The sequence below is a fragment of the Kitasatospora sp. NPDC096140 genome (assembly GCF_040303045.1).
GTDB lineage: Bacteria > Actinomycetota > Actinomycetes > Streptomycetales > Streptomycetaceae > Kitasatospora.
Map to the genome: position 1 here is coordinate 77038 of NZ_JBEOUW010000033.1, position 20488 is coordinate 97525.

Annotated in this window: 20 protein-coding genes; 10 read left to right on the forward strand and 10 right to left on the reverse strand. The window is 72.7% G+C overall.

Features of this window, described 5'->3' with window-relative positions:
* Positions 1 to 118: 118 nt before the first annotated feature.
* On the reverse strand, positions 119 to 970 hold the full coding sequence (locus ABT048_RS29185; protein WP_350524527.1) for a LysR family transcriptional regulator: 852 nt from the start codon (positions 968 to 970) through the stop codon (positions 119 to 121).
* A 95-nt stretch (positions 971 to 1065) separates the two neighbouring features.
* On the opposite strand from ABT048_RS29185, the gene ABT048_RS29190 reads away from it, so the two are divergent.
* From ABT048_RS29190 to ABT048_RS29205, 4 genes are all read left to right on the forward strand, one after another.
* Entirely contained in the window at positions 1066 to 1797 is a 732-nt protein-coding gene (locus tag ABT048_RS29190) for an SDR family oxidoreductase (RefSeq protein WP_350524528.1), read from the forward strand.
* A gap of 295 nt (positions 1798 to 2092) precedes the next feature.
* Positions 2093 to 3439, forward strand: a complete 1347-nt coding sequence (locus tag ABT048_RS29195) for a cytochrome P450 (RefSeq protein ID WP_350524529.1) — start codon at positions 2093 to 2095, stop codon at positions 3437 to 3439.
* 44 nt (positions 3440 to 3483) lie between these two features.
* Entirely contained in the window at positions 3484 to 4467 is a 984-nt protein-coding gene (locus ABT048_RS29200) for a terpene synthase family protein (RefSeq protein WP_350524530.1), read from the forward strand.
* Positions 4464 to 6029, forward strand: a complete 1566-nt coding sequence (locus ABT048_RS29205; protein WP_350524531.1) for a prenyltransferase/squalene oxidase repeat-containing protein — start codon at positions 4464 to 4466, stop codon at positions 6027 to 6029. The genes ABT048_RS29200 and ABT048_RS29205 overlap by 4 nt, the downstream gene beginning before the upstream one ends.
* Here ABT048_RS29205 and ABT048_RS29210 read toward each other — a convergent pair.
* Both ABT048_RS29210 and ABT048_RS29215 read right to left on the reverse strand, forming a co-directional pair.
* On the reverse strand, positions 6019 to 6636 hold the full coding sequence (locus tag ABT048_RS29210; protein WP_350524532.1) for a hypothetical protein: 618 nt from the start codon (positions 6634 to 6636) through the stop codon (positions 6019 to 6021). The two genes, ABT048_RS29205 and ABT048_RS29210, sit on opposite strands and share 11 nt — an antisense overlap.
* 591 nt (positions 6637 to 7227) lie before the next feature.
* Positions 7228 to 7653: a hypothetical protein gene (locus ABT048_RS29215; RefSeq protein WP_350524533.1), complete on the reverse strand. Its 426-nt coding sequence runs from the start codon at positions 7651 to 7653 to the stop codon at positions 7228 to 7230.
* A gap of 346 nt (positions 7654 to 7999) precedes the next feature.
* On the opposite strand from ABT048_RS29215, the gene ABT048_RS29220 reads away from it, so the two are divergent.
* Positions 8000 to 9439 (forward strand): alpha/beta hydrolase, encoded by a 1440-nt coding sequence (locus tag ABT048_RS29220; RefSeq protein WP_350524534.1) that lies wholly within the window; start codon positions 8000 to 8002, stop codon positions 9437 to 9439.
* Between the two features lie 36 nt (positions 9440 to 9475).
* Here ABT048_RS29220 and ABT048_RS29225 read toward each other — a convergent pair whose 3' ends face one another.
* Positions 9476 to 10201, reverse strand: coding sequence for a HEAT repeat domain-containing protein (locus tag ABT048_RS29225; RefSeq protein WP_350524535.1), 726 nt, complete (start codon positions 10199 to 10201; stop codon positions 9476 to 9478).
* A gap of 197 nt (positions 10202 to 10398) precedes the next feature.
* On the opposite strand from ABT048_RS29225, the gene ABT048_RS29230 reads away from it, so the two are divergent.
* Both ABT048_RS29230 and ABT048_RS29235 read left to right on the forward strand, forming a co-directional pair.
* Complete coding sequence (locus ABT048_RS29230) at positions 10399 to 11049, forward strand: hypothetical protein (protein WP_350524536.1); 651 nt, start codon at positions 10399 to 10401, stop codon at positions 11047 to 11049.
* 121 nt (positions 11050 to 11170) lie between these two features.
* Positions 11171 to 11923 carry a hypothetical protein gene (locus tag ABT048_RS29235; RefSeq protein WP_350524537.1) on the forward strand — a complete coding sequence of 251 codons (753 nt, stop codon included), beginning with the start codon at positions 11171 to 11173 and terminating at the stop codon, positions 11921 to 11923.
* Between the two features lie 310 nt (positions 11924 to 12233).
* On the opposite strand, the gene ABT048_RS29240 is transcribed toward ABT048_RS29235, so the two are convergent.
* The 4 genes from ABT048_RS29240 to ABT048_RS29255 form a co-directional block, all read right to left on the reverse strand.
* Positions 12234 to 12818, reverse strand: coding sequence for a DUF4240 domain-containing protein (locus ABT048_RS29240; RefSeq protein WP_350524538.1), 585 nt, complete (start codon positions 12816 to 12818; stop codon positions 12234 to 12236).
* 42 nt (positions 12819 to 12860) lie between these two features.
* Entirely contained in the window at positions 12861 to 13568 is a 708-nt protein-coding gene (locus tag ABT048_RS29245) for a hypothetical protein (protein ID WP_350524539.1), read from the reverse strand.
* A 234-nt stretch (positions 13569 to 13802) separates the two neighbouring features.
* A complete protein-coding gene (locus ABT048_RS29250; protein ID WP_350524554.1) occupies positions 13803 to 14942 on the reverse strand; it encodes a carboxylate-amine ligase in 1140 nt (379 codons plus the stop codon).
* Between the two features lie 312 nt (positions 14943 to 15254).
* The gene (locus tag ABT048_RS29255; protein ID WP_350524540.1) at positions 15255 to 16118 is read right to left on the reverse strand and encodes an SDR family oxidoreductase; all 864 of its coding nucleotides are present in this window, start codon (positions 16116 to 16118) and stop codon (positions 15255 to 15257) included.
* 87 nt (positions 16119 to 16205) lie between these two features.
* On the opposite strand from ABT048_RS29255, the gene ABT048_RS29260 reads away from it, so the two are divergent.
* On the forward strand, positions 16206 to 16934 hold the full coding sequence (locus ABT048_RS29260; RefSeq protein WP_350524541.1) for a TetR/AcrR family transcriptional regulator: 729 nt from the start codon (positions 16206 to 16208) through the stop codon (positions 16932 to 16934).
* A gap of 195 nt (positions 16935 to 17129) precedes the next feature.
* Here ABT048_RS29260 and ABT048_RS29265 read toward each other — a convergent pair whose 3' ends face one another.
* Together ABT048_RS29265 and ABT048_RS29270 are read right to left on the reverse strand one after the other, a co-directional pair.
* Positions 17130 to 17843 (reverse strand): hypothetical protein, encoded by a 714-nt coding sequence (locus tag ABT048_RS29265; protein WP_502894091.1) that lies wholly within the window; start codon positions 17841 to 17843, stop codon positions 17130 to 17132.
* Between the two features lie 193 nt (positions 17844 to 18036).
* Positions 18037 to 18942, reverse strand: coding sequence for an oxidoreductase (locus tag ABT048_RS29270; protein ID WP_350524543.1), 906 nt, complete (start codon positions 18940 to 18942; stop codon positions 18037 to 18039).
* A gap of 66 nt (positions 18943 to 19008) precedes the next feature.
* On the opposite strand from ABT048_RS29270, the gene ABT048_RS29275 reads away from it, so the two are divergent.
* Both ABT048_RS29275 and ABT048_RS29280 read left to right on the forward strand, forming a co-directional pair.
* Positions 19009 to 19659 carry a TetR/AcrR family transcriptional regulator gene (locus ABT048_RS29275; RefSeq protein ID WP_350524544.1) on the forward strand — a complete coding sequence of 217 codons (651 nt, stop codon included), beginning with the start codon at positions 19009 to 19011 and terminating at the stop codon, positions 19657 to 19659.
* Between the two features lie 84 nt (positions 19660 to 19743).
* A complete protein-coding gene (locus tag ABT048_RS29280; RefSeq protein ID WP_350524545.1) occupies positions 19744 to 20457 on the forward strand; it encodes a TIGR00266 family protein in 714 nt (237 codons plus the stop codon).
* Positions 20458 to 20488 lie beyond the last annotated feature (31 nt).

A 20488-nucleotide genomic window follows, 5' to 3' on the forward strand; every position in this document is an offset into this window, starting at 1 on the left:
GATGCCTGGCCGAGGGGCGAACAGCCGGATGTCGCCGGGACCCCTCGGCTCCCGGCGAGCGGGGTGGCCGTCGGGCCGACGGCATCGTCTTCAGGTGATCAGCGACCGGACGGTGGAGCTACTGGAGGCGTGTCGCGGTCCGGACGAGGTCGGCGACGGCCCTGGACCGGCTGTGCGGCGGCCAGGCGATCACGGTGGTGACCTTCGGCGCGTCCAGCACGGGCACGGCAGCGAGATCGTCGTGCAGTTGGGACCGGCACGACTCCGGTGCGACCGAGCAGGCCCGGCCGAGCGCGACGAGCTGCAACAACTGCGCGTGGTCGCGGACCTGGGGGCCGGGCCCGGGCGGGTAGGTGCCGTCGGGGTCGGGCCAACGGGGCAGGGGCAGACCCGGGAGCCCGGTGATGTCGGCCATGTGCACATGGGCCCGGGCGGCGAGCGGGTGCCCGGCCGGCAGGACCACCACCTGACCCTCCGTGCCGAGTTCCTCGATGTGGAGCCCGGCCGTCGAGTCGAACGGCCGGTGCAGCAGCGCCACATCGGCCTGACCCTGGCGCAGGAGCCGCCCCTGCTCGGCCGGTCCGCACAGGATGACCTCCACGGGCACCGCGCCGGGTTCGGCGGCGTACGCGTCGAGCAGGTTCGCCAGCAGTTCACGGGACGCGCTGGCCTTCGTGACCAGGATCAGGCCGGGGCCGTCGGTCGCGGAAAGGGCCGCGCGACGGGTCCGGCGTTCGGCGGCCTCGACCGCTCCCAGGGCCGCCCGGCCCTCGACCAGCAGCACCGCGCCGGCCTCGGTCAGCGCGACGGTTCGGCTGGTCCGGTCCAGAAGCAGTACCCCGAGCCGCCGTTCGAGCTGCTGGATCGCCCGTGACAGGGGTGGCTGTGCGATGCCGAGGCGCTGGGCGGCACGCCCGAAGTGCAGCTCCTCGGCGACAGCGACGAAGTACTGCAGTTCCCGCGTCTCCATGCGGTCACGCTACCCCGGATCAATACCCGGACGGTATCGGTGTCCACCTGATCGGTCTTGGACCACGGCCCCGGGTCGGGAGCAGCATGGTTCCCATGAGCGAACGAACGATCGCGCTGGTGACCGGCGCGAACAAGGGAATCGGCTACGAGATCGCCACAGGTCTGGGCGCCCTCGGCTGGAGCGTCGGAGTCGGCGCCCGCGACACCCAGCGCCGCCAGGCCGCGGTGGACCGACTGCGCGCGGCCGGCGTCGACGCGTTCGGTGTCCCCCTGGACGTGACCGACGACGCGAGCGTGACCGCTGCCGCACGGCTGATCGAGGACCGTGCCGGGCACCTCGACGTGCTCGTCAACAACGCCGCCATCACCGGCGGCATGCCGCAGGAACCCACCCGGGTCGATCCCGCCACGATCCGAACGGTCGTGGAGACCAACGTGATCGGCGTCATCCGCGTCACCAACGCGATGCTGCCGCTGCTGCACCGCTCCGCCTCACCGCGGATCGTGAACATGTCCAGCAGCGTCGGCTCCCTCGCCCGGCAGTCCGGAGCCGACGGCGAGCAGGCGATCGGCCCGGTGGCCGCGGCGTACTCGCCGTCGAAGACGTTCCTGAACGCCGTCACACTCCAGTACGTCCGGGAGCTGAGCGGTACGAACATCCTGATCAACGTCGGCTGCCCCGGCTACGTCGCGACCGACCTCAACGGCTTCCGCGGGGTGCGCACCCCCGAACAGGGCGCGGCGATTGCCGTCAAGCTCGCAACACTGCCCGACGGCGGCCCGACCGGTCAGTTCTTCGAGGACGCCGGCTCAGTGCCCTGGTGAGGGGCAGGGCGGCCGTCCCGCACTGGTTCCCCCGCCCTTGCCGTGCAGCGGACCGGAGCCGTCCCTGACCGCCGGTCAACCAGGGTGTGACGCAGGCCGGCTGCCGGCCGGTTGCCGACCGGTTGCCGACCGGTTGCCGGCGTGGGGCCCGGCACGCCCGGGGAGGTCGGTGGCCACCGGCGACGAGCCCGCCGGCACCCTCACTCGCACGGGTGACGCACGGAGTGGCGTCACCCGTGTCGGGGGCGGGTGCGCGGGAGGCTTGCCGCCCGCGCACCTCGGTGGAAGGTCTGTGATGGCGTTCGGCGTCCGCTCCGAGCTCGCTTCGATCCGGTTGGCGCCGGGGGCCCGGCCGGTGCTGGGGCACACCCCGGCCATGGTGCGGGATCCGCTGGCCTTCCTGGACGGACTGCCCGGTGACCGGCCGTTGCTGCGGCTGCGGTTGGGGCCGAGCACCCTGGTCCTGGTCTGCGACCCTCAGCTGGTCCGCCAGGTCTTCCTGGACGACCGGACCTTCGACAAGGGCGGTCCGCTGTACGAGCGGGTCCGCGAGGTCGTCGGCAACGGGCTCGTCACGTGCGCGCACCGCGACCACCGGCGCCAGCGGCGTCTGTGCCAGCCGTCCTTCCACTCCGACCGGCTGCCCAACGTCGTCGCCGCAGCGATCGGTGCCGCGCAGGAGACGACCGGGTCCTGGCGCGACGGACAGGTTCTCGACGTCATCGCCCAGTCCGTGGCGTTCGCGACCCGCGGCATCCTGGGGAGCCTGTTCAGCACCTCGCTGCCCGATACCACCGGCGAGCGGATCCGCCGAATGCTCGCCGTCCTCGATGACGGGATCTTCCGACGCGCCTTCAGCCCCGCTCTCCTCAACCGGCTACCGCTGCCTGCCAACCGGCGCTACCGGGACGCCGCGGCCGGGCTTCGCCGCGAGGTCGCCGCGATCATCCGCGCCCGCCGTGCGGAGCGGCGCGACCACGGGGACCTGCTCTCCGCTCTCCTGGGCGTCGCCGGCTCCGAGGCCGGCGGCCACGGCGCGCAGGCCTTGTCCGAGACGGAGATCGTCGACCAGGTCCAGATCTTCCTGCACGCGGGCGTGGAAGCCAATGCCGTCACCCTGGCCTGGTCGCTGCACCTTCTGGCCGAGCATCCGGCCGTCGCCGAGGGCGTGCGTGCAGAGTGCGATGCCGTCGTGGGCGACGCCGCCTGCGCACCGGAACACCTGCCCCGCCTCGTCCTGACCCGGGCCGTGGTGACCGAGGCTCTGCGGCTCTACCCGCCGGCCTGGCTCCTGACCCGCTCGGTGGCGCAGAGCACGGACCTCGGCGGCGCCCGGCTGCCCGCGGGCACCGCCGTCGCCCTCAGCCCCTACCTCCTGCACCGCCGTCCCGAGCTCCACCCCCGGCCCGAGCTCTTCGACCCGGAGCGCTGGCGCGACGGCCCGCCCGACCGCACCGCCTTCGTGCCCTTCGGGGCCGGGGCCCGCAAGTGCATCGGCGACCGCCAGGGCGTGGAGAGCGTCGTGACCGGGCTCGCCGTCATCACCCGGAACTGGCAACTGGCCTCCTCCACCCGGGCGTCGCCGCGGCCCCGCGCCCTCCTGATGCCGCGTGGCCTGCAGTTGCGGGCGAGCGCCCGGTGAGCGGCGCCACCCCGAGGAGCCGGGACTCGCGGCGAACCGAGCCGATGACCGAGGACCTCCCCGTCCTCCCGGACATCCCCTGCCCGTTCCCCTCCACCTTCGGTGCCCACCCGCACCCGCACGCCGAGACGGCCGAGAACGACGTCCTGGCACTCCTGGACGGCATCGACGCCCCGGCCCGGCTGCGACGCAGGCTCGCCGACATCGGCCTCGGGCCCCTCACCGGCCGGCTCTACCCCGGTACCTCCCGTCACGGACTACGCCTGGCCATGCTCTACTACGCCCAGTTCTGCCTGCACGAGGACTGGATCACCCGCCAGGACCCCGCCGCCCTCACCCGCGTCTACGACCGCGTCCTGGCCGCCTTCGACGGGGAGCCCGTCACCCCGGACGACCTGCCGCTCACCCGGCTCACCGCCCGCCTCGCCCGGCACCTGCGCGCCTTCCGCCTGCCCGAGCACACCGGGCGCTTCCGCACCGCACTGAGCGACTACCTGGGCGCCCACCTGTGGGAGGCGGACCTCCAACGCCACCGGCGCTCACCCACGCTGGCCGAGTACCGGCACCTGCGGCCCGTCGTCCTGGGCGTGCGCCCGCTGCACGAGCTGTACCCGCTCATCCACGAGCGGCCCGTACCCGCGCACCTGCTGGGCCACCCCGTGGTCGAGGCCCTGGGCGCCATGATGGTCAACTTCCACGTCCTGGCCAACGACGTGCACTCCCTGGCCAAGGAACTGCGCGGGGAGAGGCACCCCCTCAACACCGTGCTCGTCCTGCGCGCCGAGAAGGGCCTGACCCTGCAACAGGGCGTCGACGCCACCGCCCGGGCCGCCGCAAAGGAACTGGCCGCCTACCAGCAGCTCAAGGCGACCCTGCCGCGCCTGGGCCTGGATCACCCGGCGCTCGCCGCCCACCTGGCCGACGTGGAACGCCTCGCCGCGGACACCGTCGCCTGGCACCTCGCCACCCCCCGCTACCAGGCCGCCTCCCGCCACCAGGCCGCCCCCGACGGAGGGACCGGCTCGTGAGCGCCCGCGGCTCCGCCCACGACCACGCCCTGCACCGGCTGCGGGCCCTCGTCGACGACCTCGGCGCCGGCGGCGGAGCCATCACCCCCGCCGTCTACGACACCGCCCGCACCGCGGCCCTACTGCCGCACCGCCCCCGCACCGGCGAGATGCTCCACTGGCTCACCACCCGGCAGCAGCCAGACGGCGGCTGGGGCGACCCGCTGACCCCCCACGCCCGCGACCTTCCCACGCTCGCAGCCGTCCTCGCCCTCACCCCCCACCCCGCCCACCGGCCGGCCACCGAAGGCGGCATCGCCTTCCTGCACCGGCACGCCGCGCAGGTGTGGAACGGACCGGTGCCCCAGGACATCCCGGTCGGACTGGAACTGCTCCTGCCTCCGCTCCTCGCCGAAGCCCGCACCGCCTATCCCACGCTGCCCACCGCCCCGTACGACGCGCTGCGCGTCCTGGGCAAGCGGCGTCGGCAGCTGATCGCTCAGGGCGCACCGCACGCCGCGGGCACCGCGGCCGTCCACTCCTGGGAGGGCTGGGGCCGCGCCACGCCTCCGCTACCGCTCGACGGCAGCGGAGGCGTCGGCCACAGCCCGGCCGCCACCGCGACCGCCCTCCACCACCTCGAACGCCAGGCCCCGGCCGCCCACCACCTCGGACGCCAGGCCCCGGCCGACACCCTGCGCACCTATCTCGCGCGGGCCACCGCCAACCGGCCGCCCCTCCTGCCCACGGTCTGGCCCATCGACGTCTTCGAACGGACCTGGGCCCTGCACGCCCTGGCCCTGGCCGGCCTGCTCGACCACCCGCACCTCGCGACCTCGTGCGCCCGCCAGCTCGACGTCCTCCAGGCGGCGTACACCCCCGCAGGCCTGGGCATGAGCGAGCACTTCGTGCCGGACGGGGACATCACCGCCACCGCGAGCCTCACGCTCGCCCTCGCGGGCCGCCCCAGCGACCCCGCCGTGGTCGAACGCTTCCGCCACGACGACCACTACCGCACCTACCCGGGCGAACTCCAGCCCTCGCTGACCACCACCGCCCACGCCCTCCACGCCCGGACGCACGCCGACCCGGCCGGGCCCACCGGCCCCGCCCACCGCTTCCTGCGCGAGCGCCAGGACGCGGACGGCCGCTGGAGCGGCGACAAGTGGCACACCTCCTGGATCTACACCACCGCCCAGGTCATGTTCGCCCTACCTGCCGGCACCGCGGCCCGGCGTGGCGCCGAAGCCCTCCTGGGCGCCCAACGACCCGACGGCGGGTGGGGCGCCCACCATCGCGCCACCGCCGGCGAGACCGGGTACGCCGTCCTCGCCCTCCTGACCCACCGCACCCCCGGCACCGCCCCCACCCTCGCCCGTGCCGCCCACTGGCTCGCCCGCTGGCAGGAATCCGGCGGGGTCTGCGACTGCCACCTGTGGACGGGGAAGGAGACCTACTGCCCCCAACGCATCGACCGCGTCGTCGCCCACGCCGCCTTCCTCGCCGCCGCCCGGAGCCCACGGACCCGGCCGGCGGTCCCCACACCTACCGACCCCGCCCGGGAGGCGACGTTCAGGCGGTGACGGTGCCACCGCACGTGGCAAGAAGGTCCCCGGGTGCGACGGAGCCGGCTCCGAAAGCCTCGTTGACGGCGTCGGCGAACTCGGGTTGGACCGAGAGGCGCGCGTCGGAGAGGGCCAGGTCCACCCGCGGTGGGACGACGGAGCGCACGTCGGGGGTGATCGTCGGTCGGGCGGCGACGTTCAGGACCGGCATGCGGGTGCCGGCAGGATCCACGGTCGTCTGGACGACGAAGGTGGTGTCGCCGGTGAGACTGCCGTCACTGTTCGAGATCTGGACATAGTGGCCGGCGGCGTCGGTGAGGGCGAACCCGCCCTTCGTCGTCGCGCGGATGTAGACCGAGTTCGCCAACGCGACGGGGTTCCCGACCGAAGCCAGGTCGATGGTGGCGGTGCCGGTCGCGTCGACCAGCCGAAACGCCGTCGGACTGCTCCCGGGCGTGAGGGCCCTGAAGGTCACGCCGTCCTTCTTCCAGGCGAGCTCGCACTCCGCGCCGCCGCTACCCAACGGCAGCGTGACCGAGGTACCGGCGAAGCAGAACGGAGCCGCAGCCGCAGCAGCGGTCAGAACGGTGGCGGAGACGACGACGAGGATCGTCCTGCGTGACATGGGAAGGAACTCCTTGCTCGGGTTGCGCTTCCCCCACTGGTGGCCTGCCTTCACCGTGCTGGTGCAAGGGTCGTCGCGACAACCCCTCCGGGCCGACCAGCCGTACGCATACACCCGTTCGGCTCGGTGGGACGGGCCCTCGGTGTACGTGAGGGACGACAGGCGGTTCCCTCACCCTCCGCCGCCCGGCTGCCGGGTCGTCGCACCCGGCCCCCGAAGCGGGCGGGCACGGCGCCGCAGCGCTCCACGCGCGGGGAGGCCTGCTGGTCCGGGTGACCGGCCCCGGTCACCCGGACGATCTCCCCCGGGAGCCCGCACCATGGGGTGCGTGAGCCGGGCGTTCGGACCGGCATTCCGGCATTGCCACCACAGGTCACCACCAGCACGGGCAGGTGACGTGACCCCTGACGTCCGTCAAGAACACGCAGCATCAAGTGACATGGCTGAGAACAGAGGAGGGCTCCGCGCTCCGAGCGTGGCGAGAGCAGTGCAAAGAGAATCAGGCCCTGTCCGGAGTCCGGATCCACCTACGTGCAGTCAGGAGCAACGGGATTGCGCCTCGGCCGCCCCGGCCTACCCGCAGCCGGTCCGTCACCACTCCCTGCCGCTCCTGACCAGGACCGCCAGCACCACCACGGTGGGCAGTTTGATCACCAGAGACACGGCAAATGCCACGTAGGAATCACCGTCGCCCCCCATCGTCATCACGTCGATCAAGGTACCGATCAGCATCAGGGTCACGCTCGCGGCCGCGGCCCACGCGACCATCCGCGAACGCCCCGTCAGGAGAAACGCGGTGACGATCAGTGCGGCGCACTGGAGCAGGTCCTCCGTGCCGATCCACATCTCGGGCCAGGTCCCGAGCCACGTTTGCTCCGCCGCGTTCGACCCGAACAGCGCCACCACGACCAGGGCGCCGCCCAGCACCCTGCGCCGCCGCGCCGATTGCGGCTCGTCGGCCCCCAGCCGGTCGAGCAGGTCACGCAGCGGCCGGTCCGCACGTATACGACTTCCCATGACCGGCACCATATCGCCACGCCACCGCGGCCCGGGCGCCCTTTCCGGCTGCACCCCCGCCCAGTGGCGCAGTGTGGCCGCGGCCACGGCGGTGTCGGCGGTGGGCAGTTGGGCGATCCAGGCCGGGCGGTCCGTCTCAACCGGTACTGACTTGCCCGGCTGACGCGTTCCGCAGCGATGACGGATTGCTCGCCCTGAAGCCACGGTGTCACTGGAGCGGTGCCTGCGGTGTCATTCCGATCACCTGATCGGGCCTGGCCCGTCGATTCCTGTCGACCATGCCGCAACGGCGTCGCTTACGTTGGTCGGGACGACGTGATCGCGTCGGGAGCCGGGGAGAGGTCGGATGCGCAGGAGCTTGTCCGTGGTGCTCGGCGTCGCCGTGTTGGCAGCCGCACTGGTACCGGGGGTGTCCGCGGCGGCCGCACCGGGTGCGGCGCACTGGGGGGCGTGCCCGGAGGATGCCGCGTGGGCCGGCCTGGAGTGCTCGACGGTGCTGGTGCCGCTGGACTACCGGCAGCCGGACGGGAGGAAGATCGAGATCGCGGTCTCCCGGCTGGCGAGCCGGAAGCCGGCGCAGCGGCGAGGGGTGCTGTTCACCAACCCGGGTGGTCCGGGCGGGGTGGGGCTGCGGTGGGCGGGTCAACTCGGCCAGTTGCTGCCCCAGGAGGTGCGGGACGCCTACGACGTGATCGGGATCGATCCGCGCGGCGTCGGCCACAGCACGCCGGTGACCTGTGATCTCACCGAGGAGCAGATGGCACCGGGCAACCTGCCGTATGCGAGGAATCCGGGCGATGTGGTGAAGCAGGCCGAGATCGCCGAGACCGTCGCCAAGCAGTGCGCCGCCTCGGAAAGCGGGTACATGCTGCCGCACGTCACCACCGCGAACGCGGCTCGCGATCTGGATCGGATCCGGGAAGCCCTCGGCGAGCCGAAGATCTCGTACCACGGGGTTTCCTACGGCACCTATCTCGGCGCGGTGTACGCGCAGCTGTTCCCGGAGCGCACCGACCGGATCGTGCTCGACAGCAACCTCGGGCCGGGCGGGTACGACCGCACGGCCATGCGGCTGTTCGGTCGTGGCATGGCGGACCGGTTCCCGGACTTCGCGAAGTTCGCCGCCGCGGAGAACGCGACGTACGGACTGGGCGCCACGCCTGAAGAGGTGACGGCGAAGTTCTTCGAACTCGCCGCGCGGCTGGACCGCAAGCCGGTCGGCGGGGTCGACGGTTCACTGTTCCGCGGGCTCAACTTCGGCGCCCTCTACAGCGACTTCGGCATGCCGGAGCTGGCCGAGAACTGGCGGCTGCTCGACCAGGGCCGGCCACTGCCACCACCCGTGCCTGCTTCCGACAATCCCTCCGCCGCCCGGCTCTACACCCTCTGCGGCGACTCCAGCTGGCCGAAGTCGGTGCTGCGGTACCAGGTGGATGTCGAGGTCGACCGGGTCAAGTACCCGATGCTGGGTGCCTCCGGGGCCAACATCACGCCGTGTGCGTTCTGGCCGTCCGAGCCGGTCGAGCCGCAGGTGCGCCTTACGGGCGAGGGCCCGTCGAACGTGCTCCTGCTGCAGAACCTCCGCGACCCGGGAACGCCGCTCACCGGAGCCCTGCAGCTGCGGCGGGCCCTCGGCGACCGGGCCAGGATGGTGACCGTCGACGCGGGCGGGCACGGTTCGTACCTGTTCGCCAAGAACAAGTGCGGCGACAGAGCGGTGACCACGTTCCTGACCACCGGGGAGCGACCGGCGCAGGATCTCGCCTGCGCGGCCGAGACCGGCTGACCGGATAGCCGAAACAGCCGAACTCGACTCGGGGCCTCACAGATCCGAGGCGTCAATCCAAGAAATCGTCGCCACCAGATCGGGGGCCTTGTCGGTTTCTTCGGCTGCCAGAAGTGCCCAGTCCCGGCATTCGGTCACGATCCGGGCCCAGGGCAAGCGGCGGTCGATGTCCCAGTCGATGCCCGGACCCCGACGCCAGTAGGCCCCGTCGTCCGGCTTGATCTGCCACACCTGGAAGTAGAGCACCGCCTGACCGTGAGCGGCGAGATCCTCGATGACCTCGGCAAGGTGAGCCGTCGGCCATGCCGGGTCCAGGTTCCCCGGCGAGGCCCGCAGCGCATCGGCCCGTGGCGGGATCACGAGCTCGCGGGCGCCGAGATCCGTCAGCGCCCAGCGCAGCGCCTCTCCTTCGCTGTCATCGGGGGCCTCCCCTCGCTGCCGGAAGGCTTCGTAGACCCGTTGCAGATCGGGCACGGCACGCTGGATCCCCAGGCCCGCCAAGGCTTCGGCCGCCCATTGGCGAACGGTGGCGTTCTCGCTGTCCAACAGGCCGATCAGCACGTCGCCCGGCCGCGGATCCTTCAGCGCGGTGAAGACGTCGATGGCGCAGAGCTGCCCGAACGCCCCCAGCTGCGGCACTGCGGCGATCAACTCGTCCAGCACCTCCGGCCCCATGGCGATCAGCGCGTGCTGAGCGTCTTCTGCCACTTCGCTCGAATCCGCGTCGAGCTCACCAACCCGCTGGGCAATCGTGCCGTCCATGGCCACGGAGTCTGGCCCATGCCCTCCATCGCGACCAGTCAATAATTCCAGGCACCGGAGGCGGCCCGCGGCCGAAGCAGCCCTCGGGGCCGCCTGCCCGCCGGCGGACGGACCCGCGCATCTCGCCGGGAACCTGCCGGGGCCGGCAGACGTCCGGGCAGACGTACCCGATTCCCCGGACCATCGAGGAGCCCGCCGTGTCCGACTTCGTGCCGCCGCCGCCCGCCGAGTCCTGGCTGCTGGGCGGAGTGACCGCCGTGCTGCAGGAGGGCATCGGGCAGCAGCTGGGGTACTGGGTGGAGCCGGACGGCGTGCTGAGCCACGACGACGGGAGCGGCAACGGCTGGCGGCTGACCTGGCTGCCGGGGGGCAGGGCCGTGGTCAGCGGCTTCGACGTCGATTTCAGCACCGCGCGCGACGGGCAGGAGCTGCTCGCGGGCGCGCCGCGCTGGGTGCCCGTGCCGGCGGACCGGGCCGGGTTCTGCTTCTGGTGGGAGCCGGGGGACGGGCAGTGGCGGTGCGCGCCCGGTGTCACGGACCCCGGCGCGCGCCTGACCGGCTCGGCGACGAAGGCCGAGGACCTGCTGGCCGACCGGGTCCACGAACGCGTCCCGGAGGAGGAGGAGGAGGAGGAGGACGAGTGGGCGTATGTCGCCGGGTTCTACCGGCGGCTGGAGGAGCTGCTGGACGCGGCCCGCGCCCAGCGCCTGACCGTGGAGGAACTGACGCCGGTCCTGGCCTACCTGGCCGATCCCGAGGACCTGCGTCCGACCGCTGCCCTCGCGCTCGCCGCGCAGGCCGGCTTCACGCCGGGTACTCGCGAGCCGCGGAACCCGGCGGGGGCCTGACGCCGCCACGAGTCGTCAGGGTGTCCGGATCCGCGCCGGACCTCGGTGCAACAGTCGGTGCACCAAGGGCCGCCGGGCGGGCTCCCGATGGCCTCTGCACAAGGGTCGATAGGCTGACGGTATGACAGGAGTGCTGGAGTTCGGCGTGCTGCTGGCGCGCCTGATGGAGCATCGAACGATCGATGTCTCCGTGCTGTCGACGGCGGCCGGCACCGGGACGGAGGAGCTGCAGGCCGTGCTCGACGGACGGGTACCGACCGAAGGGCTGGTCAGGGCCCTCGGACCGGCGATCGGGCTGCACACCGCCGACCTGTTCGTCCTGGCCGGGCAGCCGCTACCCGACGACCTGACGCCGGTCACCCGCAATCCGCACTGGTCGGTCAGCCATGTCGTCTACAACACGATGGTCATGCCCGCCGGGAACCGGCGCCCGCTGCTGGACGCGATCCGGGCGCAGCCCTTGGTCCGGCGGGAGGGAAGGGGTGGTGTCGACCGGCCGCACCACCGGTACGAGCCGGGCTTCGGCGCGGTGCTGCTGCAGCTGGCGCACAGTCGCAACCTCACCTGGCTGTCCACGGCGAAGGCCCTGTACGCGGTGACCGACGGGCGGATCTACCTGGCGGCGTCCACGATCGGCGGGGTGGGCCGCGGCACCGTCGAAGCGACCCCCGAGCTGGTGGCCGGTTTCGCGGGCGTGCTCGGCATTCCCGCCGGCGATCTGGCCGCGCTCGGCGGCATCCGCCTGCCCGACGACCTGCCGCCGCTCCACTCCCGGGCCTCCGACGTGGCCGCGGTGATCTGGGAGGCACGACGCCTCACCACCGCCCAGCTCGACGCGGTCGAGCAACTCTCCCGCCACCTCGCCGGCCGCTGACCGGCCGGCCCCGCCAAGGCCCCGGGAACCACCGACGCCGACGGCCGGTACCCGGACTCGCGCATCAGGCCGACGGAACAGCCGGCCCGACCCGAGCGGACCTGGCACATGACTCCTCATGAACAGCACCTCAAGTGCCATGGGTGACCGCCCGCTGGTCGGACCACCACGGCATTCGGGCCGGGTCGCAGGCTCCACTGCCCTCACCGGACCCACACGGCGGGTTCGGTGAGGGCATGAAGCAGCACCCGAAACGCGCCTGCCGGTCAGCCTCACCGGCACCGCGTAGCGGTTGGTGCGGACCACCTCCTCAGTTGTCGTGGGTGAGGAAGAGTCGGGCCAGTCGGGGAAGGCGCGCATGCATCTCTGAGGCGTCGTCGAAGTCGAAGTCCTCGCCCATGTCGGCAGGCTCCCGGTCGGTGCGGGGTCCGCAGAACCGTGCGTAGTCGTCGTAGAAGCTGGCGTCGGGTTCTTCGCCGTTGATGCGCTCGTAGGCGTAGGAGGCTGCGTAGTTGACGGTCTCGTTGAACAGGGCCTCGTCGTCGCCTTCGGCGGCTGCAGCGATGACGTCCGGATTCTCGGCGAGCACATCAGGTGTGGTGGCGGCCCGCTCGTACCAATCCCGGCCCTGGGCGATGAGTCCGGCGCGGAAGTCCATGAAGGCGTCGTCGGAGCATCCTCCACCGATGAGATAGCCGGCGGCCCACAAGTCCCAGCGGTGGATCGCCCCGTGGAGCTGATCAAAGCACTGCTGGTATTCGAGGATCGTCTGCTTCGACATCGCCGCGAGCCGCTCGACCAGGGCCGATGTGAAGGCTTGGCCCGGGTCTCCGGGAGCCGGGGCGGCGTCGGTGCGGGCTCCTTCGATGACGGCCCAGAACTCGTCGAGGTTCATGGCCGCACCCTCTCACCCAGTACTGACAAACAGGTTCCGCGGCTACGCCGAGGCCCTGCCGGCCACCCAGGACCGCCAGACATGACGGGTGTTCGGCACGTCAGGGCGGTCAAGGAGCCAGAGCACGTACCCTGCCTGGCACCGGGCCCACGGACTGTCCGAGTCGATTGCACGATCGAGCCGGTCGCGCAGGTCGGCGCTGTCGACGGCCCGGGCGACCCGCACGTATTCGCGGTCCTTGCAGCGGTACGCACGATGGACGACGATCTCGACCAGATCGGTGAGCTTCGCCTTCACCGCGTCCTCCGGGCGGGCGAGGGCCAGGTCCCGGATGAGCCCCTGCTTCGTACCCCACGCCTTCGCATGGTGCGTCCACTCCCGCGGGTATCTCGCCTCCCACTCCAGGAAGAGCAGCGCATAGGGCAGCCCCGGCCAGGTCGCCAGATCCCCGGCTGCATGGAGACCCCACAGCCCGTCAGGCAGCGAACTCCTCTGGGCTTGGTGATACATCCGACGCGCCTGTACCAAGGCCGACTCCTGGTACTGCTCTTCCGTTCCCAAAGACGACGTCAGCCACCACATCTCATTGAACCGACCGAGCGCGTCCGAGACCTTCCTCTGCGCCTCGGCCAGACGAACCAGCGCCGCAGCCCGCTCAGCCGGATCGTCCGCTATCAGACCGAATGCCCAGCCCAGTCGCTCGTCCCATGCACGAGCGTCGTCCGCACCTGCAACCACTTCCTCAGTCACGCAGGAGATCATCCCCCAGCGCGGTCGGCTCGCTCCACCCGGTGTGGAGAGACGCCACGGCTCCGAGGACGACGCCCCGAAGCGCGGACGACGAATCGCTGGACCGCCGTGGCAGCGCGGCCCCGGTGGCCAGGACGGGCGGCCGGACGTCGCCGCGCCGTCACGCTCGTCGCCGCGCCGTCACGCTCGTCGCCGCGGCGTCACGCTCCGGCCACCCCGCTCCGGCCACCGCGCTCAGGCCGCCGCGCTCTCCGCCGCGATCATCGCGATCAGTCCGGAGCGCCCGTGTTCCGCCAGGTGCCGACGCTGGCGTTCGGCGCCGTTGCCCTCGTCCAGCAGGCGCTCGACCAGCGGGACCACCGCGCGGGTGTCACCCAGTTCGTCCATGACCGGACGGAGCGCGGCCAGCATGGAGCCGACGAGCTCGCCGGTCGGCTGGGACAGTCCCGTCGCCGGATCGTGCAGGGTGCCGTCCATTCCGTACCGGGCGGCGTGCCACCCCGCGCCGTCCAGGCTCTCCGGCGTCCGATCGGGCGCGGGACGTCCGGCGGCCGCGTCCCGCATCGCCGTGACGACCAGCGCGCGCACCAGCCCGGCCAGCATCACCGCCTCGTCGGCGCGCAGCTGGACGTCCATCGCGCGCAGTTCGACGGTCGGGAACTTCGCCGAGAGCCGGGCCTGCCAGTACAGCTGGCCTCGGTCGCGGATCAGCCGGGCGTCCAGCAGGTGGTCGATGCGGCGGTCGTAGTCCTCCGCGTCCCTGAAGTACGGCGGGATCCCGCTGATCGGCCAGCGGCTGAAGACCACCGTGCGCCAACTCGCGTAGCCGGTGTCGGAGCCGTACCACAGCGGCGAGTTGGCCGACAGAGCGGTCAGCACCGGCAGCCAGGGCCGGAGGCGGTTCAGCACCTCGACACCCGTCTGCGGGTCGGGCACGGCCACGTGTACGTGCATGCCGTTGATGAGCGCCTCGTCAGCCAGCCGCGACATGTTCTGCCTGATGGCGCGGTAGCGCGGGGCGTCGACGATCGCCGGGGGCGTGGAGGGGGCGTACGGGGCGGTGCCGCACGCGGCGAGCCGGCAGCCGGCCGTCTCGGCGGCGGCCGCGAGCGCGTGCCGCAGGCGCAGCAGATGGCCGCCGACCTCGGCGAGGTCCCGGCAGACCGGGGTGGCCACCTCCACCTGCGCCTGGAGCAGCTCGTTCTGCAGCTCGGTGTGGTGCACGGCGGGGTGCAGTCCGGCGGTCTCCTGCACCGCGTCGACGTGCGGCAGCGGCAGACCGCTGTCCGGGTCGAGCAGCAGGTACTCCTCCTCGACGCCGATGGTCGGACGGCCGCCCGCATCCAGGGTGAGCCCGCCGTCACCGCCTGTCATGCCGGTGCCAGTGCCCATAACTGCGGGTTACCCGCCCATCCGATGGCCAACCGGCGCAGGCGCAGCCCGGCCAGCCGCTTCGGGGCGCCCGGCCCGTTCGCGGACCTGGAGCCGGCGCGGATCGTCCGGCACCGGGACGTCACGTGGCAGTGTCGACGTCACGTGGCGGTGTCAGTGGCAGGGGCTACGCTCCCCACACCCTGAGGAAACCCCGGAAGACCGCCCCTCGACTTCGCCTACAGGAGGCGGTCTTCCGGCCGTCCCCGCCGACATCACCGGCGGCGGACGCGTGGACATCGGCTCCCTCGGGATCTATTCGGCCCAGGCACGCGTCAGCAGGGCGCCGAAGGTGGCGGGCTCTCGCCCGATCAGCTCGGCCAGCGTCGAGTCGACGGCGGAGAACTCGCCGTTCCGCGCTGCTGCGAAGATGCTCACCATCAGGTCGGCCAGCGAGGCCGGGGCGCCGTGCGCCAGTGCCTGCTCCCGGAAGGCGTCGTCGGGGACGACGGTGCGGGTGAAGGGCCGTCCGGTGGCCCGGGAGGCGACCTCGGCGATGGCGCTGAAGTCGAGCGTCGCCGCGCCGGTGAGCGGCGGGGTGGGCCCCTCGAAGCGGCCCTCCTCCGCGGTGAGGATCGCCGCAGTGGCCTCGGCGAGGTCGTCGTGGCCGGTCCAGGCGACGGGGCCGTCGGCGGGGAGGGCGATGTCGCCGGTGTGGCGGGCGGACTCCAGGAACAGCAAGGCGCTGGCCGTGTAGAAGCCGTTGCGCAGCGCGGTCCACGGCAGACCGGTGGCGCGCAGCAGGTCCTCGGTCCGGGCGTGGTCACGGCATGCCTGGAAGCGGGAGTCGTGGGCGGCGCCCGTCTGGCTGGTGTAGAGGATGCGGCCGACGCCGGCCTTCACGGCTGCGTCGATGGCGGTGCGATGGCCGCTGACGCACTCCTCGCCCGTTCGGTCGAGGGAGACGAGGAGCACCTGCTCGGCCCCTTCGAAGGCGTGCACGAGCGAGGCGGGGTCGTCGAAGCTGCCCTGCCGGACACGAACGCCGCGGTCGGCGAGGTCCTGGGCCTTGCGAGGGTCGCGGACGCTGACGCCGACGCGGTCGGCGGGGACGCGCTCCAGGAGGCGTTCGACGGTGCGGCGGCCGAGCTTCCCGGTGGCTCCGGTGACGATGATCATTGGTTCCCCCAACGGTGTTTCCAGCGGAATCACTTTGACAGTAACACCGGAATATCGATGGAATCAAACCTCCGATACCATCGATCCATGGTTACGCGTGACACCACCGACAGCCCTCGTCGCCGTATCGTCGAGGCGGCCGTCGAGCTCCTGGAGAACGGCGGCCCGGACGCGATGAGCACCCGCGCGGTCGCCGCTGCGGCCGGAATGCAACCGCCGGCGATCTACCGCCTCTTCGGCGACAAGGAGGGGCTGCTTGAGGCCGTCGCCGAGCACGGCTACGCGCAGTTCCTGGAGAGCAAGCGCGCGCAACTCGACCCCGATCCGCAGGACGCGGTGGAGGACCTGCGCCGCGGCTGGGACGTGGTGGTGGAGTTCGGGATCTCCCGCCCCGAGCTGTTCGCGGTCATGGACAGGGCCACCGGCCGGGAGGCGGACACGGCACACCGCGCGGGCCTGGAAATCCTGCACGGCCGGGTGCGCCGACTGGCGGCCGGGGGGTGGCTGCGGGTCGACGAGGAGCTGGCCGCCCAGATCATCCAGGCCACCGGCCGAGGCGCGGTCACCACCTGGCGCTCCACCCCGGCAGAACGCCGCAACCCGGCGCTGCTGACCACGCTCCGCGAGGCCATGGTCGCCGCCGTCACCCGCGCCGAACCGACGGTCCCCGCCGCGGAGGCCGGCCCCGCCGCGGCGGCCCGCGCGCTGCGCGCCGCTCTCCCCGACGACGCCGACGTCCTGAGCGAGGCCGAGCAGCACCTGCTGCGCGAGTGGCTCACCCGCCTGGCAGCGGACAGGGCCGCTCCGCATGCCTGATCGCATGTCAGGAGCCCTCGTGCCGGTCGGACCTCCCGAGCGGAGCTCGTGCGACGGCGGGTCCGCATCGAGGGACAGGGGCCGGACGGGGCCGCGGCGCGGCGGTCTGGCGCGGCCCGGCGGTCAGGCGCGGCCCGACGGTCAGGCGCAACCCAGCGGTCAGGCCCGGCCCGGCGGTCAGGCGCAACCCAGCCGTCAGGCGCGGCCCGAGCCGATCCAGACCCGCAGCGGACCGACCGCCTCGAAGCCGTGCCGCTGGGCGGCCACCAGATCGTCGTCACCCTCGTAGCCGACCAGGGGCAGGGCGGGGAACAGCCGGTGGACCGCCTCCAGCACGACCGGCCAGGCCGCGTCGACGCCCCCGTCCAGGGCGAAAACATTGGAGATCCCCACCACCCGGTCACTGCGGCTCGCCACCGCACCGGCCACCACCCGGCCGTCGGGAGACCGTCCGGCGATCACGAAGGTGGCCGGGTCGTCGAGCAGTTCGGGCCGGAAGAGGTGCGCGTAGCCGGCTCCGTCGTCCCAGGCGAGCGCCCAGGCGCGCAGGGCGTCGGCGCTGTCCACCACCTCCCAGGCGAGGTCCGACGCGGTGGTGGGCGGGCCCGCCGGGCGGTGGACCCACTGCGCGTCGAACAGCACCCGGAAGCCGGCCTCGGTCAGATCGAGGTCGGCGAAGCTGTCCTTGACCGACGCCCCGGGGACCGCGTTGTCGATCCGGGCGACCAGCGCGGCCGCGTCCGCCCCGGGCAGCAGCGTCACCGCGTCGGGGTAGTAGAGGGGTGTGCGGCTCGCGGCAGCCCACGCCTCCTCCTCGAAGGCGCCCACCGAGCCGTGCGATCGGCTCATCACCGCACACCATTCGGCGTTGTTGCGGGCGGCCGCCCGTACCAGGGAGTGGTTCGACATCGTCACAGGTGCGGATCATGCCCCGACCGCACCCGACCGGGCGACCCATTTCCGCGCCGCCACTCCCCCTCCGTGACGCACTCGGTCAGCCGCCCGGCGGTCCGGACAGCGAGCGCGCGGGCGGGCCGCGCCTGCCCGTAGGCGTGGCCGACCGGAATGGTCGGAGGGTGAACGGCGTGCCCGCGGGCGCCGCTCAGTGGTCCAGGGTCGCGGGGAAGCCCACGCCGGTGAGCTTCTCGGAGGCGTCCCAGAGGCGGCGGGCCTTGGTGTCGTCCGTGGCGTTGGCGCTGAGCTGGGCGGGGGCGGGGTAGCCGCGCAGCTCGCCGCGGCCGTCAGGGCCGGTGTAACTGGCTCCGGGCAGGGGCTGGGTGGCCGCGTAGAGCGAGGGCAGCGCACCCTGCTCCTCGGACTGGGCGACCAGGCGGTTGGCGATCGCCAGCACCAACCGCTGGCCGGCGCCGGCGGAGCCGCTCTGCAGGTTGGTCGCGGCGTAGCCGGGGTGCGCGGCGTGCACGGTGACGGTGGAGCCGGCCGCGGTGAGGCGGCGCTGGAGCTCCCGGACGAAGAGCAGGTTGGCCAGCTTGGACTGCTGGTAGGCCCGCCAGGGGCTGTACGACTTCGTCGAGTTGAGGTCGTCGAAGTCGATGTCGACGCCGGGCCTGCGGTGGGCGTTGGAGGCGACCGTGACGACGCGGTCGGTGATGTGCGGCAGCAGCAGGTTGGTGAGGGCGAACGGCCCGAGGTGGTTGGTGCCGAGCTGCATCTCGAAGCCGTCGGCCGTGCGCGCCTCGGGGATCGCCATCACGCCGGCGTTGTTCACCAGGACGTCGAGCGGGCCGTGCCAGCCCTCGGCGAACTCGCGGACCGAGGAGAGGTCGGCGAGGTCGAGCCGCCGCACCTCGGTACTGCCGGACAGGCCCCGGGCGAGGGCTTCGCCGCGGCGGGTGTCCCGGACGGCCAGCACCACGTGGGCACCGGCGCGGGCCAACTCACGCGCGGTCACGGCGCCGAGACCGCTGGTGGCTCCGGTGACGACGATCGTGCGGCCGGTCTGCGCCGGGAGGTCTGCGGCGGTCCACTTGCTGTGCGAGGTACTCATGGCTCCAGGCTGCCAGCGCCGACCAATGTTGTCAATGACAACATCGCCGTTTGTTAGCATCCGGACATGTCAGAACGGAGCTACCACCACGGCAACCTGAGGACCGAGCTCCTGGACCAGGCGGAACGCTCGGTCATCGCCTCGGGCGTGGAGGACCTGTCACTGCGCGCGCTCGCCCGCGACCTCGGTGTGAGCCACGGCGCGCCCCGCCGGCACTTCGCCGATCGGGCGGCACTGCTGGAGGCGCTCGCCGTCCGGGGCTTCGAGAGCCTGTCGGAGAGGATCGCCGAAGCGCTGGGCGACGCGGGCCCCTCCTTCGAGGCCCGGCTCCGGGCGATCGCCCACACCTACATCGCGTTCACCGCAGGCCGGATGCCGCTCGTGGAGCTGATGTTCGCGAGCAAGCACCGGGAGGGTACGGACGCCACACGGGCCGCGGCCCACGCCGCGTACACCGTGCCCTTCGAGGCCGTCGCGGCCGCCCGGCGCGACGGCGAGCTCGGCACCGACGACGAACAGGCCGCGGGGCGGCTGGTGTTCTCGACGCTGCACGGCCTGGCGGTCCTGCTCAACAGCGGCATGATCACGGGCGACGACGTGACCGCCGTCGTGGACACCACCGTCGACGGCCTGCTCACCGGCCTGCTGCCCAGGGCCCGGGGAGTGTCGCCGTCGTTGCCGTCGTCGACAACGGCAACGGCGAAGCGGCAGGGCTGAGCGCGGTCCCGCCCGGCGGGAAACCGGCAGCCCCCTGTGCCACGATGAGGAGGGCGCCCCGATCGCGGGGTCGTGGAGGTCGCGATGCAGGTCGAGACACGTCACCAGCCGGGATTCGCGGTCGCCCGGTGCCTGCTCTCCCCGGGTGAGTCGCTGGTGGGACAGTCCGGTTCGATGTACCGCTGCGGGCCGGACCTCGACATCGAGGCGATGGCCCAGGGCGGCGTCCTGGCCGGCCTCAAACGCGCCGCCCTGGGCGGGAGTTCGCTCTTCCTCACCCGCTACACGGCACACGGCGGGGGCAGTTGGGTGGACCTGGTGCACGAGCTGCCGGGCGACGTGACCGCCCTGGAGGTCACCGGCGACCGCCCCGTCCAGGTCACACAGGGGAACTGGCTCGGATGCTCCGCCGAGGTCACGCCGCAGACGAAGTGGGCCGGCATGCAGAACGTGCTCGGCGGCGAGGGCGGTTTCGTGCTGCGCATGGAGGGCACGGGCACCGTGGTCCTCGGATGCTACGGGGCACTGGACGCCGTCGACCTGGGCCCGGGCGAGCAACTGACCGTGGCCGCCGGACACATCGTCGGCTACGACGTCGGCGTGGCACTCGACGCCCGCCGCATGGCGCGGGGCCGGACCATCCGGTCCCTGAAGACCGGGCAGTTCCTGGTGTGCGACCTGACCGGCCCCGGCCGCGTGCTGCTGCAGACCCGCAGCCCGGGCGAGCTGGTGTCCTACCTCCAGGAGAAGCTCCCCAAGCCCGCCGCCGGCGGGGACGAAGCCGGCCGCGACGACTGAGCCGGCCCGCGGGTCCGCGGTCGGCATGAAG

Bases quoted from the DNA above. Each gene is read 5' to 3' on its own strand.
- ABT048_RS29185 (WP_350524527.1), bottom strand. From the start codon at position 970: ATGGAGACGCGGGAACTGCAGTACTTCGTCGCTGTCGCCGAGGAGCTG.
- ABT048_RS29190 (WP_350524528.1), top strand. From the start codon at position 1,066: ATGAGCGAACGAACGATCGCGCTGGTGACCGGCGCGAACAAGGGAATC.
- ABT048_RS29195 (WP_350524529.1), top strand. From the start codon at position 2,093: ATGGCGTTCGGCGTCCGCTCCGAGCTCGCTTCGATCCGGTTGGCGCCG.
- ABT048_RS29200 (WP_350524530.1), top strand. From the start codon at position 3,484: ATGACCGAGGACCTCCCCGTCCTCCCGGACATCCCCTGCCCGTTCCCC.
- ABT048_RS29210 (WP_350524532.1), bottom strand. From the start codon at position 6,636: ATGTCACGCAGGACGATCCTCGTCGTCGTCTCCGCCACCGTTCTGACC.
- ABT048_RS29215 (WP_350524533.1), bottom strand. From the start codon at position 7,653: ATGGGAAGTCGTATACGTGCGGACCGGCCGCTGCGTGACCTGCTCGAC.
- ABT048_RS29220 (WP_350524534.1), top strand. From the start codon at position 8,000: ATGCGCAGGAGCTTGTCCGTGGTGCTCGGCGTCGCCGTGTTGGCAGCC.
- ABT048_RS29225 (WP_350524535.1), bottom strand. From the start codon at position 10,201: ATGGACGGCACGATTGCCCAGCGGGTTGGTGAGCTCGACGCGGATTCG.
- ABT048_RS29235 (WP_350524537.1), top strand. From the start codon at position 11,171: ATGACAGGAGTGCTGGAGTTCGGCGTGCTGCTGGCGCGCCTGATGGAG.
- ABT048_RS29240 (WP_350524538.1), bottom strand. From the start codon at position 12,818: ATGAACCTCGACGAGTTCTGGGCCGTCATCGAAGGAGCCCGCACCGAC.
- ABT048_RS29250 (WP_350524554.1), bottom strand. From the start codon at position 14,942: ATGACAGGCGGTGACGGCGGGCTCACCCTGGATGCGGGCGGCCGTCCG.
- ABT048_RS29255 (WP_350524540.1), bottom strand. From the start codon at position 16,118: ATGATCATCGTCACCGGAGCCACCGGGAAGCTCGGCCGCCGCACCGTC.
- ABT048_RS29260 (WP_350524541.1), top strand. From the start codon at position 16,206: ATGGTTACGCGTGACACCACCGACAGCCCTCGTCGCCGTATCGTCGAG.
- ABT048_RS29265 (WP_502894091.1), bottom strand. From the start codon at position 17,843: ATGTCGAACCACTCCCTGGTACGGGCGGCCGCCCGCAACAACGCCGAA.
- ABT048_RS29270 (WP_350524543.1), bottom strand. From the start codon at position 18,942: ATGAGTACCTCGCACAGCAAGTGGACCGCCGCAGACCTCCCGGCGCAG.
- ABT048_RS29275 (WP_350524544.1), top strand. From the start codon at position 19,009: ATGTCAGAACGGAGCTACCACCACGGCAACCTGAGGACCGAGCTCCTG.
- ABT048_RS29280 (WP_350524545.1), top strand. From the start codon at position 19,744: ATGCAGGTCGAGACACGTCACCAGCCGGGATTCGCGGTCGCCCGGTGC.